This window comes from Streptomyces sp. NBC_00876, from assembly GCF_045207435.1.
In the GTDB taxonomy this organism is placed as follows: Bacteria; Actinomycetota; Actinomycetes; order Streptomycetales; family Streptomycetaceae; genus Streptomyces.
This window is the reverse complement of sequence record NZ_CP108800.1, coordinates 7,321,814-7,335,682: the sequence shown is the minus strand read 5'-3', so window position 1 is coordinate 7,335,682 and position 13,869 is coordinate 7,321,814. Positions and strand designations below refer to the sequence as shown.

Genomic DNA, 13,869 nt, shown 5'->3' with positions numbered 1-13,869 from the left:
CGCCCCTGTGCCGCCCGAACGGCGCAGGGGCGAGCGCGTCCTCGCTACACGCGCGCCCCGTTGTCGGCCGGGTCGCGGTGCCCGGCCCCGGACCTGCCGCGCGGGACGCGGGTGCGGGCGGGCGGCGGGGCCTTGCTGCTGCGTTCCAGCAGGACCGCGGCCGGTACGGCCGTCATGACCGAGGAGTACGTACCGACGACGATGCCGATCAGCAGGGCGAGGGCGAAGTCCGCGAGGGAGTCGCCGCCCAGCACGGCCAGTGCGGTGAGGATGAACAGGGCGCCCATCCCGGTGTTGACCGTTCTGGGGACGGTCTGCAGGACGGCCCGGTTCGCCACGTCCGCCAGTGGCTGCCTGCGGGCCTTCGCCCAGAGTTCCCTGACCCGGTCGAAGACCACGACGGAGTCGTTGACGGAGTATCCGATGACGGTGAGGAGCGCCGCCAGGAAGATGCCGTCGACGGTGCGTCCCAGCCAGGCGAAGGCCCCGACGAGAATGATCACGTCATGGACGAGCGCCCCGACCGAGGCCACGGCGAAGGTCCAGCGGAACCGGATCGCCAGATAGGCCAGCTGGACGAGGACGGCGATGGCCAGGGCGATCAGGGCGTTGCGCCGCAGTTCGTCACCCAGGCTGGGGCCGATGAGTTCGTCGCGGACCTTGGTGGTCTCGCCGCCCTCCTCGGCGAGGGCGGTGCGCAGCGCGTGTTCGCCGTCGTTGTCGAGGTTGCCGGTCCGCACCGAGATGTCACCGGCACCCGCCGTGGTGACCTCGGCGTCGGCGAAGCCCGCACCGGCCAGCGCGGTGCGCGCGGTCTCCACGTCGACGGGCCGGCTGGTCGCGTACTCCACGAGCCGGCCGCCGGTGAACTCGACGCCCAGGTTGACGCCGCGCACCACGATGCCCGCCACCGCCACCGCGATCAGGGCCGTGGAGATCAGCAGCCAGCGGCGGGGCGAGCGCATCAGCTGCGGGTCGCGGCGGGCGATCCAGGTCCGGACCCGGCCGGGGCTCGCGATGCCGTTGACGCCCCGGTAGTCGCTGACGAACCGGGAGCGGGCGGCCGTCTCGGTGAGCGCGCGGGCGATGACGAGCGCGGAGAACATCGACGCCAGAACACCGATGCCGAGCGTGACACCGAAGCCCTTGACCGGCCCGGAGCCGAGGAAGAAGAGCAGTCCCGCCGCGATGAGCGTCGTCACGTTGGAGTCGGCGACGGCGCTCCAGGCGTGCCGGAACCCGGCGGTGAGCGAGGTGCGCAGGGGCTGGCCCGGGCGCAGGGCGTGTTCCTCCCTGGCCCGTTCGAAGACGAGCACGTTCGCGTCGACGGCCATTCCGATGGCCAGGACGAACCCGGCGAGTCCCGGCAGGGTGAGGGTGACACCGAGCGCGACGAGTGCCGCGTACGAGATCACTCCGTAGGCGGCGAGGGCCACGGCGGCGAGGGCGCCGAAGAGGCGGTAGACGACGGTGATGAACAGGGCCGTGGCCGCCGCGCCGATGAGGGCGGCGCGGGCGCTGGCGTCGATGGCGTCGGCGCCGAGCGTCGGGCCGACCGTCCGCTGCTCGACGATCTCGACGGGCACGGGCAGCGCGCCGCCCTGGATCAGCAGGGCGAGTTCGCGTGCCTCGTCCGCGCTGAACGATCCGGTGATCTGGGTGGAGCCGGAGGGCAGGCCGGTGCCGCAGGCGACACCCGGGGAGACCTGCGGCGAGGAGATCACCTGCTTGTCGAGGACGATGGCGACCCGGCGCCGCTCGTCCTGGACCGGGTGGCAGGCCGCTTCCCCGGTCAGCCGGGTCCAGTCCCGGCCGGCGTCCTTGTGGAAGTCGAGTGAGACGGTCCAGCCGGCGCCCTGCTGGGCGTCGAACGCGGCGGAGGCCTCCTTGACGCCCGCGCCGGAGAGTGCGGCGGGGCCGAGTGCGAGGGCGGCGCCCTGTTCGTCGGGCAGCGTCAGCCCGTCACCTTCGTTCCCGGCGTCCGGTGTGCCGGGACCCTGTACGGCGTGGAAGGTGAGCTGTGCGGTTCTGCCGATGACATCGGCGGCCTTGCGGGGGTCCTGGACGTCCGGCAGTTCGACGATGATCCGGTCCTCACCGGAACGGGTCAGGGTCGGCTCCGTGACACCGAGCGAGTCGATGCGCAGGCGCAGTACCTCCAGCGTGCGGTCGGTGCTCTCCCGGTCGGCCTTCGCGGTCTCGGAATCCTTGGCCTGCAGCACCATTCTGGTGCCGCCCTTGAGGTCGAGGCCGAGTCTGGGGGACATGGTCAGCGTGATGAACACGGAGACGAGCAGTACGGCCGCAGCCAGAACCGCCCGCACCGTGGTGGCACGGGTCATGGGTGTTTCCTCCGAGGGGGCGCCGGACGGCCCTCGCCCCGGTTGCCCGAAGGGCACGGCGCCGTGCCGTCGGACCGCGCGGCGGGCGGCGGTTCGACGGCTCGGCTCAGGACGGCGGGAGCGGTCCGGCAGTGGTGTGGGTCGGGACCGGTGACAGGTCCCCCGGCCGGTGTGCGGCGGCCCTCGGAGGCCCGCGCACGCCGGGAAGCGCGGCACGGAAGCGGTCGGCGGCGGCCGATGGTGCGGCGGGTGCGGACCCGGGGACGGGGGGCGGGAGCGGGATGCCGGGCGCGCGCGGCGGCAGGGTGCCGGGGCCGGGCGGCGGCAGGTGCTGAGGGGTACGGGGATGCTCGGCCGCCGCCCATGGCTGGGGTGCGGCCGCCGGTCCCGAGCGGTGGGTTCCGACGGCGGTGACGGAGCCGGTACTTCGGGGGGTCCGGCTGTCGCGGACCGCCGGGGTGCGCTCGGCCCGGTGGGTCCGCACGGACCGGTCCGTGCGCGGGGAGCGGAGGCAACGGTCGGTGTGCTGGGACCGGACTGTCTGCTGGGCGGAGCGGTCCGTGCGCAGGGAACGGCCCGCGTCCGGGGAACGGTCGGTGTGCTGGGCGGCCGGCCGGGTTCCGGCCGGGGCGGCTGCGAAGGGTGCCGGGGCGGCCGCGGCGGGGAGTCCGGCCCCCGCGGCTGCGGGTGCACCGCCGGCGACGGCGAGGACGGCAAGGATCAGCGCGGCCAGGAACTGCCGGGCGGCCGCCCGGCGCCCGTGGAGCGCCGGGCCGTCCGGCCGGCGGGAAGGCGCGTTCCCCCGGGGCGCCCCCGGGAGGGGGGTCACCCGGACCGGCCGGGCAGGTCCGGTGCGACCGTGGCGTGGCGGAGCACCGAGCTGAGGAGCAGCCCGGCACCGCGCACCACCGTGGTCGCGGGGTCGTCCGACAGCCGGACCGGGACGCCGAGGCGGACCGCGATGCGGTTGGTGACGTCCGGGCGCAGCGCGCCGCCTCCGGCGAGCAACGGGCCCCTGCGCAGGGCTCCGAGGAGCGCACCGTGCCGGTCCTGCTGCCACATCGCCATGATCATGTCCAGGACGGTACGGACGACGGCCGTGGGCGGTTCACCGGGGGCCAGGTCGCTGAGGCCGGTCTCGGCCAGACGGGCGTCACGGACCATGCCGTCGACGAGGAGGGTGACCTCGGTCAGTTCGGCACCGATGTCGACGACGATCAGCGGGCCGCCGTCCTGCGGTCCGGCGCAGGCGGCCGCGGCCCTGGCACTGTCCAGGACGATGACGCTCGACGGGCCGAGTGCGCGGAGGATGTCCCGTGCGGCCGTACGGTGTTCGGCCCCGGCCAGGACGGGGTGGCTGAGCACGATCACCGTGTCGCTGCGGTCGGCGCCCAGGGCCGTATCGGCGATACGGGCCAGCATCCGGCCGCACGACTCGGTGTCGACGATGCGTCCGCGCCGCACCGGACGGCCGTGCCCGTCCGCACCGCCCGTCTCGGTTCCGGTGTCGGCGACGACGCCCTGCCCGGGGATCCAGGCGCGGGTCCGGGAGCTGCCGAGGTCGAGCGCGAGCCCGCGGGTGGCGCCCCGGTGCTGCCGGTGGGCCGGCCGCCCGGATCGCTGTCCGTCGCGCAGAGAACGCATCGCCCCTCACCCCCGGCCTGCTTCCGCCGCCGTTCACACACCCGTTGACCCGCTGATAGCGAGGCAAGACCGAACCATCACTATGCAATAGGGAGGCAAAGAAAGCCACTCCCGTGCAAAATCAAAGGGGTGCGACGCTTCGCGCCGAACGGGCTCCGCGCCGCCGGACGCCCGGGGCCGTTGCGCCCGTACGTCCGGCGGCCGCCGGTCACACCCCGGACGGCAGGAACTCCGCGATCAGTTCCGCGAACTCCTCGGGGGCGGCGATCCGGACCCCCAGGTCCTCCGCCTTCGTCCGCTTGGACCCGGCCTTCTCACCGGCCACCAGCAACGTGGTGCGCTTGGAGACGCTGGAGGAGGACTTTCCGCCGGCCCGCTCGATCAGCTCGTTCATCTGGTTGCGCGAGAGCTTCTCCAGCGCGCCCGTCATGGCCCCGGTCACCACCACGGTCATCCCGTCGAGCGGCCGGCCGTCCGCAGCCCCCTCGGTGTCCGCCGCCGCGGCGCCCTCCTCGCCCGGCTCCGGCGGCGGGGTCGCACCCGGTTCCGTCATCGTGAGCCCGGCGGCGACCAGCTTCTCGATCAGCGGGGCGAGCTCCACCAGCTCCGCGACGACCCCCGCCGCCTTCTCCTTGCCGATGCCGTCGACGAGCTGGAGCGTCTCCACGTCGGCGGCTCTGATCCGGTCCATGTCCGCGAAGTACCGGGCGATCCGCCGCGACATCGAGCGCCCGGTGCCCCGCACACCCAGGGCGCAGAAGACCCGGGAGAGCGGCTGGGCGCGTGCCGCGTCGATCGCGGCGAGCAGATTGTCGGTGCTCGTCTCGCCCATCCGTTCCAGCCCGAGCAGCTGCTCGCGCTCCAGGGTGAACAGGTCGGCGAAGTCAGCGACCAGGCCGGCGTCGACGAGCTGGACGACCCGCGTCGCGCCGAGGCCCTCGATGTCGAGCTGGTCGCGCCCCGCCGCGTACGAGATGGAGGCCACGAGGCGGCAGTCGCGGCCGCGGACACAGCGCCAGCGCTGCTCGCTGGTGTCGATCTCGGAACCGCACTGGGGGCAGGACTCGGGGAAGACGACCGGCTGCTCGTCACCGGTCCGCAGGTGGGCGACGGGGGCCTCGATGCGGGGAATGATGTCGCCGGCCTTGTAGACCATCACGTGGTCGCCGATCCGCAGGTCGCGGCGGGTGATGTCGGCGGGGTTGTGCAGGGTGGCGTAGCTGACGGTCGATCCGTCGATCTCCACCGGCTCCAGCACGGCGCGCGGCGCGATGATGCCGGTCCGCCCCACATTCCACTCGACGCCGAGGAGCCGGGTGACCTTCTCGACGGCCGGCAGCTTGTACGCGATGGCCCAGCGCGGCGCCCGGGTGCCGGAGCCGGCGTCGCGCTGGTCGGCGGCGAGGTCCGCCTTGATGACGATGCCGTCGATACCGAAGGGCAACGAGGCGCGCAGCGAGGCGACTTCCTCCACCCGTGACTGGACGTCCTCGACAGTGGTGACGGTGCGCGGCGCCACCGCCGTGTCCGCCGCGGTGTGCACACCGAGCCCCGCCGCGTACGCGAGGGTCTCGCTGTGGGGCAGCCCGGCCAGCGTGTCGGTGAGCTCCCCCGAGTCGGGCAGCGCGAGGACGCCGTACGCGAAGAACGTCATCTCCACCGTGTACGGGCGGTCCTTGGCACGCAGGGTGCCCGCCGCGCCGTTGCGCGCGTTGGCGAAGGGTGCGCCGCCGTGTTCGGTGCGGACCGTGTTGGCCTGCTCGAACTGCTCGGCCGTCATGAGGATCTCGCCGCGCATCTCGATCGTGACCGGTTCGGCGAGCTGCCCGGGCAGGCCCACCACGGTGCCGATCGCATGCGAGACGTCCTCGCCCGCGGTGCCGTCGCCGCGGGTGATCAGCTGTTCCAGCCGGCCCGCGCGGTAGCGGGCGGCGACGGCGAGGCCGTCGAGCTTCGGCTCGACGCTCCAGGCGGTGACCGGCCGGCCGATCCGGCGCTCCAGCGAGGCGGTCCAGGTGACGAACTGCTCGGCCGAGAACACATTGTCCAGGGAGAGCATCGGCACGGTGTGCGGCACGTCCCCGACCGCCGCACCGCCGGCCACCTTGCCGGTCGGCGATCCGGCCAGCACGTCCTGCGGGTGGTCCTGTTCGTATGCGGCGATCCCGCGCGCCAGCCGGTCGTAGGCATCGTCGTCGAGCGTGCTCTCGCCCGTGGCGTAGTACGCGGCGGCGGCCTGCGACGCCTCTTCGACCGCGGCGGCGTAGGCGGCGGCATCGGCGAGCACAACAGCTGAGTTCGTCATGCCCCCATCCTGCCGCCCACCACTGACAACGCCCCGGACGCGAGCGGCGGAGTCCGCCGCACCGGTGCCGGCCCGCCGGGCCGGACTGGACCGGCTTCCCGGCTTGTCCGGGAACACCGGCTGATGCCCCGTTCCACGTGTTCCCCGGGCCTGATCAACCGTTTCCGCGCCGGTCGTACCACCCGGTATAAAGACTGCATGACTGCCGATGTGCCGCTGCCCGCCCGTCCCGCCACCCTGGAGGACGTCGCCGGGGTGGCCGGGGTGTCACGGGCGACGGTGTCCCGGGTGATCAACGGGGCGACCACCGTGGACCCGGCGCTGCGGCGGATGGTCGAGGAGGCCGTGGACGCCACCGGCTACGTGCCCAACCGGGCGGCCCGCTCGCTGGTGACCCGGCGCACCGACTCGATCGCGCTCGTCGTCTCGGAGCGGGAGCGGCGCACCGTGTCCGAGCCCTTCGTCGGCCGGATGTTCTCCGATCCGTACTTCGGACGGGTGGTCAGCGGACTGCTCGAGGTCCTGCGTCCGGCGGGCATCCAACTGGTGCTGATGCTGGCCGACGACCAGGAGTCCCGCGACCAGTTGCTGTCCTATCTGCGCCACGGGCATGTCGACGGCGTGGTGCTGATCTCGTCGCACGCGGACGATCCGCTCCCGGGGCAGCTGCACGACACCCGGCTGCCCGCCGTGCTCGCGGGACAGCCCCGCAGGCCGGCCCCGATCACGTACGTCGAGGCGGACCAGATGGCCGGTGCCCAGCTGGCCGCCGACCATCTGGTCTCACTGGGCCGCCGCCGGATCGGCACCGTGACGGGCCCGCAGGACATGCCGGCCGGTCAGGCGCGGCTCACGGGCTTCGTGGACGCGCTCGCCCTGCACGGCATCGTGGATGTGGCGGCCGCCGAGGGCGACTTCACCCATGCGGGCGGCGCGACGGCCATGAGGCGGCTGCTCGCCGAGCGTCCGGACCTGGACGCGGTGTTCATCGCGTCGGACCTGATGGCTCTGGGCGCCATTCCGGTGCTGCTGCGGGCCGGCAGGGACGTCCCCGGGGACGTGGCCCTCGTCGGGTTCGACGACAGCAGTGCGGCCCTGGCCTGTGATCCGCCGCTGACGACGGTCCGGCAGCCGGTCGAGGAGATGTCCGCGGAGATGGCCCGGCTGCTGCTGAGGCAGATCGGTGAGCCCGGCGTGCGGGCGCCCTCTGTGATCTTCCATCCGACCCTGGTACGGCGGCAGTCGGCCTGACCGGAGCTCCCGGGGCAGCCCTCAGCCCAGTGCGCCGGTGCCGGCGTCCTTCTCCCCGCCGGGGAGGCCTTCGGCAGCGGGACGCACGGTTCCCCCCATCGGCACCTGCGGTCCCGAGACCTCGCCCAGCCAGCGTCTCAGGACCCGGTGCACCGCCTCCGCTCCGACGAGTTCGCCGACCCGCTCCCCGCCCTCGCCGGTGGCCGCTTCCAGTGGGTCCGTCATCCCGCGCGGCCACAGCAGGAACGGGCGCGACTGCTCGCCGCCCAGACCGCCGTGCGAGCCGATCTGCTCCTCGAAGGCGTGCACGGTGCCGGTCCCGGGGTCGTGCATCGAGTTGACCATCACGTCGGCGACGTGCGGGAAGGTGTCCGTGCGCCGGACCGCGTCGGCCGCGCCCGGACCGAAGGGGGCCAGCGGCCCCTGTCCGTCCGCCAGTTCCGCAACGGGAATCTGCGTGCCGTCGCGTCCCAGCACCACCGAGCCGTGGCGCTCGCTGCGGACGAGCAGGAAGCCGATGCCGGGGTGGCTGGCGAGCGTGCCGAGCAGGGCGGGGTGGCGGCGCCCGATCTGCTCCAGCGAGGCGCGTCCCGCGATGTCGGGGAAGGAGATCAGCCCGAGGTTGCCGGAGGCGAGGACGACCGGGTCGGAGGGCTTGGCGACGCGTTCCTCCTGTCCCTCGGCCACCGGCCGGTGGAGGGCGATCCGGACCGCGTCACGCGCCTCGGAGCCGCTGCGGGTGCGCTGGGCCCGGCGGGGCACCGGCAGTCCGCTGCCCGCCCGCACCAGGTCCTTGAGCGTCAGCCCGTACACCCCGGCGAAGGTCTCCCCCGGGCTCTGGCCGTGGTCGGACAGGAGCACGATGCGGTAGGTGCGCGGGGTGTGCTCGGCGACCTTGACGATCAGGGCGAGCGAGCGGTCCAGCCGGGCGAGGACCTTCTCGGCGTCCCGGCTGTGCGGCCCCGAGTGGTGGGCCACCTCGTCGTAGGCCACCAGGTCGGCGTAGACGGCGGTCCGTCCGGCGAACATGTCGCCCATGACGGCGGCGACCACCACATCGCGTTCCACGACGGTCGCGAAGGCCCGGATGAAGGGGTAGAGCCCGCCGCGTTTGATCCGGGGCGTCTCCTTGCGGATCCGGGCCCTGGTCGACTGTCCGATCTCACGGCCGACCTCGGCGACGAACGAGAGGGCGGTACGGACCGCGTTGGCCGGATCGGAGAAGTAGGCGAAGTACCCGGCCCGGGAGCGCCGTCCCTTGCCCCGCCGGGCGGCCATCGACAGTACGAGTGCGAGCTGGTCGGCGCCGCCGCTGAAGAGGTTGCCGCGGCTGGCTCCGTCGAGGGTGAGCAGTCCGCCGTCCTTGGTGCGCACGATGGCGCGGCGCTGCAGTTCGAGAGCGCTCGCCGGTCTGCTGGAGACCATGATGTCGCCGGTCTCCTTCTCGTACCAGCGGAAGGCCGGGACGTCGTGGTTGCTGCCGTGCAGGATGCCGAGCTGGCTGGCGCCGGTCTGGCTGGACCAGTCGGTGCGCCACGGGGTGAGGCGGTGGCCCTCCGCGTCGGCCAGCCAGTGCGCGACGGTCGGCATGAGTCCGTCGGCCGCCGCCTGTGCGAGGACGTCGTGGCCGACGCCGTCGAGCTGGATGAAGACGGTGCCGGGCGCTCCCTCATCGCCCGCGCCGGCCGTACCGCTGCGGCGGCGGCGCAGTTCGGCCAGGCGCGAGAGTCTTCGGCGGTAGGCGTTGTCGTCCCGGACGGCCAGAGCGGTGGAGGTCGCGGAGGCGACGGCGGACATCACGGCCGCGACGACGACAGCCGTCTCCGGGGCGGCGGCGCCGCGCCCGTCCGGGATGAGGCGCAGCGCGATCAGCAGCAGCGAGCCGTTGAGGAAGAAGACGAGCATGCCGAGGACCAGGGCCGGCACGATGAGCAGCGCCCGTACGAGCACCGGCCAGACCAGCGCCGAGAGCAGACCGAACGCGCCCGCGCCCCACGCCGCGGTGAACGCGGTCTTGGTGACGCTGTCGCCGTCGTCCGACTGGAGCTGGAAGTCCGGCAGAATCCCGGCGAGCACCAGCATGGTGAGCGTCGAGACCGCCCACACCGCGATCACTCGCATCAGGGCGCTGCCGGCTGCTCGCCATCGCCCGTCACCCACGCCGCTGCCACCTCACGTCCGGGCCCCGCCGTTCCGGGCCCTGCCCAAGCCTTTCACAACAGGGGCGTCGCGCCGCGGAACCGGGAGCCGGGCGGCCGCAGTGGTCAGCAGCCGTCGTAGCCGGCGGTCGGCATGGAGAGCCTGCGGTGCACGCTGGCCTTCGTACGGGCGCTGTACTGCGGTTCGTCGAGACCGGCGATCTCCAGGCGTACGCCGCGCCGCTCGCACTCCGCCGCGAACTGCGGCACCGAGGCGACGGCCCGTGCGAGCACCCGGTCGTGGGCCGCGACGAAGACCTCGACCTCGCCCCCCTCGACATCGGCCCAGAGCGCGTGGTGGTCGGCGCGCAGTCCGTAGAGGCGCAGCTGCCGGGTGACCACGTAGCCCCGGTCGGCGGCCCAGCGGGCGCACATGGCGTGCTGGCTCCGGGTGTCCACGAGGAACGGATCGCTGTCGAGTTCCTCGAGCGGCGTGAGACTGGCGATGGCCGCCACCCGTACGTCCCCCATGGCCGTCCCCCCGTGCTAGGCGTGCCCCGACCCTACCCGCCTGATTCCCGCGCAAGAAGGCGCGCGGCGGGGCGGGACGGGGGCGTACGGGGAGCGGGCGCGGGTCACGGGGACCGGCGCCCGCTCCCGCACACGGGTCAGCCGTCGAGCGAGGTCATGACGTGCTTGATGCGGGTGTAGTCCTCGAAGCCGTAGGCGGAGAGGTCCTTGCCGTAGCCGGACTTCTTGAATCCGCCGTGCGGCATCTCCGCGACGAGCGCCATGTGGGTGTTGATCCACACACAGCCGAAGTCGAGGTTCCTGGACATCCGCATGGCGCGGGCGTGGTCCTTGGTCCACACCGAGGAGGCCAGCGCGTAGTCGACGCCGTTGGCGTAGGCGACGGCCTGGGCCTCGTCGGTGAACGACTGGACGGTGATGACCGGGCCGAAGACCTCGTTCTGGATGATCTCGTCGTCCTGCTTGAGCCCGGAGACGACGGTCGGGGCGTAGAAGTAGCCCTGGTCGCCGACCCGGTGGCCGCCGGCCTCGACCCTGGCGTGCTCGGGGAGCCTCGCGATGAAGCCGCTGACCTGGGCGAGCTGTCCGGCGTTGTTGAGCGGGCCGTAGAGCACGTCCTCGTCGTCCGCCGGGCCGGTCTTCGTGTCGGCGGCGGCCTCGGCGAGCGCGGTGACGAACTCGTCGTGGACGGACTCGTGGACCAGGACGCGGGTCGCGGCCGTGCAGTCCTGTCCGGCGTTGAAGAAGCCGCCGACGATCAGGTCGTCGACCGCCTTCGACAGGTCCGCGTCCTCGAAGATCACCGCGGGCGCCTTGCCGCCGAGCTCCAGGTGGACGCGCTTGACGTCGATGGCCGCGCTCTGGGCGACCTGGATGCCGGCCCGGACCGAACCGGTGATGGAGGCCATCGCCGGGGTCCGGTGCTCGACCATCAGCCGGCCGGTCTCCCGGTCGCCGCAGACGACGTTGAAGATTCCGCGGGGCAGCTCCAGCGACTCCAGCACCCCGCCGATGATCTCGGCGAGCAGGACGGTGGACGCGGGGGTGGTGTCCGAGGGCTTGAGGACCACGGCGTTGCCCGCGGCGAGTGCCGGGGCGAACTTCCAGACGGCCATCATCAGCGGGTAGTTCCACGGCGCGACCTGCGCGCAGACACCGACCGGCTCACGGCGGATGATCGAGGTCATGCCGTCCATGTACTCGCCGGCCGAGCGGCCCTCCAGCAGCCGGGCGGCGCCCGCGAAGAAGCGGACCTGGTCGATGGCGGGGGCCAGCTCCTCGCTGCGGGTCAGGTGCAGCGGCTTGCCGGTGTCGCGGCTCTCGGCCGCCACCAGCTCGTCGGCCCGGGCCTCCATCGCGTCCGCGATCCGCAGCAGGGCCAGCTGGCGGACGGACGGCGTGCTGTCGCGCCAGACGGGGAACGCGGCAGCGGCGGCCGCCATGGCCGCGTCGACGTCGGCCTCGCCGGAGAGCGGGGAGGTCGCGTAGACCTCGCCGGTGGCCGGGTCCACGACGTCGAGGGTGCGGCCGTCCGAGGCGTCCGCGGGGACACCGTCGATGAAGTTGCGGAACGTGAGGGGCATACGGGGAGAACCGGTTTCTCTCGTGATCGGTCGGCGGTACGGGCCGGGCGGGCGGTGCGGCGGAGGCGGCCGCCCGCGCGGGTCAGGCGGCCGTGCGGGCGGACAGGTGCTCGTGGACGGCGGGCCAGCTGCCGTCCTCGGCGCGTGCGAAGACGATCGTCTCGCGCTCGTGGACCGTCTCCTGCCCGGCCCGGGTGGAGACGGTCGTCTCCACGTCGTGGCTGAAGACGGCGGTGGAACCGAAGTGCTGGATCAGCTGCCCGGTCGAGGTGCAGCCGAGGACGCGGAAGCCGTCCTGGTCCACCCACTCCTGCCACAGGGCGCGGTACTCGGCGGTGGAGCCGAGCCGCTGCGGGGTGGAGTGGAAGACGAAGGTCGCGTCGGGGGCGAAGGCGCCGAAGTAGTCGTCGAGGCGACCCTCGGCGAAGGCGGCGACGAGCGCCGCGGCAGCGGCCCGGATCGCTTCGGTGTCCCGGTCGGGCGTGCTCATGGACGGCTCCTGGATGAACGGGGGTGGAGGCGGGGAAGGGGGGGTCAGAGGGCCGCGGCCGGCTGGGCGGCGGGCTCGTCGTCGGCGCCGGTGATCGGCGGGACGGGGGTGTCCGAGGCCCGGACGAAGCGCGGCCCGTCCGGCCCGTACACGCCGCGGGGCTCGGGGAAGAGCGTCAGCAGGACGAGGTAGAGGACGGCGGCGAGGCCGAGACCGACCGGCAGCGAGATGTCCGTGCCGTTGGCGAGGTCGCCGAGCGGGCCGACGAACTGGCCGGGCAGGTTGGTGAACAGGAGCGCCACCCCGGCGGAGACCAGCCAGGTAGCCAGGCCGCGCCAGTTCCAGCCGTGGTTGAACCAGTAGCGGCCACCGGTCTGCCGGCGGTTGAAGACCTGGAGCGCCTCGGCGTCGTACCAGCCGCGCCGGGTCACGTAGCCCAGCGCCATGACGATCATCCACGGCGCGGTGCAGGTGATGATCAGGGTGGCGAAGGTGGAGATGGACTGCGCGAGGTTGAGCGCGAAGCGGCCGACGAAGATGAAGGCGATCGACAGGGCGCCGATGAAGAACGTCGACTGCACGCGGCTGAAGCGGGTGAAGACGCTGGAGACGTCGAGCCCGGTGCCGTACAGCGCGGTCGTGCCGGTGGAGAGTCCGCCGATGAGGGCGATCAGGCAGAGCGGCAGGAAGTACCAGCCGGGCGAGATGGCGAGCAGTCCGCCGACGTAGTTGGGGGCGGCCGGATCGACGTACTTCGCGGCCTTGGTGGCGATGATCGACGCGGTGGCGAGGCCGAAGACGAAGGGCAGCAGCGTGGCGATCTGGGCGAGGAAGGCGGCGCCCATGACCCGGCGGCGCGGGGTGTCGGCCGGGATGTAGCGGGACCAGTCGCCGAGGAAGGCTCCGAACGAGACCGGGTTGGACAGCACGATCAGCGCGGCGCCGACGAAGGACGGCCAGAACAGCGGGTCGGAGGTCGAGGCGAAGGAGCCCGCGTATCCGGCGTCGAAGTCTCCGGCGAAGGCGAAGGCGCCGAGGACGAACAGGGCCGAGGCCGCCACCACCGCGATCTTGTTGACGAGCAGCATGAAGCGGAAGCCGTAGACGCAGACCACGAGGACGAGCCCGGCGAAGATCGCGTAGGCGATGGCGTACGAGAGATCGGACTCGGGAACGTCCACGAGCCGGTGGGCGCCGCCGACCAGGGCGTCGCCGGAGGACCACACCGAGATCGAGAAGAACGCGACCGCGGTGAGCAGCGAGAGGAACGAGCCGACGACCCGGCCGTGCACACCGAGGTGGGCGGAGGAGGAGACGGCGTTGTTGGTGCCGTTGCGCGGGCCGAACAGCGACATGGGCGCGAGCAGCAGCGCCCCGGCGACGAGGCCGAGGACGGTCGCGGCGAGGCCCTGCCAGAAGGAGAGGCCGAACAGGATCGGGAAGGCGCCCAGCACACAGGTCGCGAAGGTGTTGGCGCCGCCGAATGCGAGCCGGAAGAGGTCGACGGGACGGGCGGTGCGGTCCGCGTCGGGGATCCGCTCCACACCGTTGGTCTCGACTTCGGTGATCGAGGTCGTCACGGGCG

Annotated in this window: 10 protein-coding genes; 1 reads left to right on the top strand and 9 read right to left on the bottom strand. The window is 73.1% G+C overall.

Going from position 1 to position 13,869, the window contains the following annotated elements; all coding sequences use genetic code 11:
- Positions 1-44: 44 nt before the first annotated feature.
- From secD to ligA, 4 genes are all read right to left on the bottom strand, one after another.
- The gene (gene secD / locus OG782_RS32125) at positions 45-2,342 is read right to left on the bottom strand and encodes a protein translocase subunit SecD (protein WP_406457005.1); all 2,298 of its coding nucleotides are present in this window, start codon (positions 2,340-2,342) and stop codon (positions 45-47) included.
- A 106-nt stretch (positions 2,343-2,448) separates the two neighbouring features.
- Positions 2,449-3,171: a hypothetical protein gene (locus tag OG782_RS32120; protein WP_406457003.1), complete on the bottom strand. Its 723-nt coding sequence runs from the start codon at positions 3,169-3,171 to the stop codon at positions 2,449-2,451.
- Positions 3,168-3,986 carry a rod shape-determining protein gene (locus OG782_RS32115; protein ID WP_406457001.1) on the bottom strand — a complete coding sequence of 273 codons (819 nt, stop codon included), beginning with the start codon at positions 3,984-3,986 and terminating at the stop codon, positions 3,168-3,170. Before OG782_RS32115 ends, OG782_RS32120 begins: the two co-directional genes overlap by 4 nt.
- Positions 3,987-4,194: 208 nt before the next feature.
- Complete coding sequence (gene ligA / locus OG782_RS32110; RefSeq protein WP_406456999.1) at positions 4,195-6,291, bottom strand: NAD-dependent DNA ligase LigA; 2,097 nt, start codon at positions 6,289-6,291, stop codon at positions 4,195-4,197.
- Between the two features lie 198 nt (positions 6,292-6,489).
- Here ligA and OG782_RS32105 point away from each other — a divergent pair, with 198 nt between their 5' ends.
- A complete protein-coding gene (locus tag OG782_RS32105; RefSeq protein WP_406456997.1) occupies positions 6,490-7,542 on the top strand; it encodes a LacI family DNA-binding transcriptional regulator in 1,053 nt (350 codons plus the stop codon).
- 21 nt (positions 7,543-7,563) lie between these two features.
- On the opposite strand, the gene OG782_RS32100 is transcribed toward OG782_RS32105, so the two are convergent.
- The 5 genes from OG782_RS32100 to OG782_RS32080 form a co-directional block, all read right to left on the bottom strand.
- Positions 7,564-9,702 carry an alkaline phosphatase family protein gene (locus OG782_RS32100; protein ID WP_406456995.1) on the bottom strand — a complete coding sequence of 713 codons (2,139 nt, stop codon included), beginning with the start codon at positions 9,700-9,702 and terminating at the stop codon, positions 7,564-7,566.
- Between the two features lie 104 nt (positions 9,703-9,806).
- Complete coding sequence (locus OG782_RS32095; RefSeq protein ID WP_406456993.1) at positions 9,807-10,211, bottom strand: hypothetical protein; 405 nt, start codon at positions 10,209-10,211, stop codon at positions 9,807-9,809.
- Between the two features lie 137 nt (positions 10,212-10,348).
- Positions 10,349-11,794 (bottom strand): gamma-aminobutyraldehyde dehydrogenase, encoded by a 1,446-nt coding sequence (locus OG782_RS32090; protein ID WP_406456991.1) that lies wholly within the window; start codon positions 11,792-11,794, stop codon positions 10,349-10,351.
- 82 nt (positions 11,795-11,876) lie between these two features.
- A complete protein-coding gene (locus tag OG782_RS32085; protein WP_406456989.1) occupies positions 11,877-12,284 on the bottom strand; it encodes a YybH family protein in 408 nt (135 codons plus the stop codon).
- A gap of 44 nt (positions 12,285-12,328) precedes the next feature.
- Positions 12,329-13,864 (bottom strand): purine-cytosine permease family protein, encoded by a 1,536-nt coding sequence (locus OG782_RS32080; RefSeq protein ID WP_406456987.1) that lies wholly within the window; start codon positions 13,862-13,864, stop codon positions 12,329-12,331.
- Between the last annotated feature and the right edge of the window lie 5 nt (positions 13,865-13,869).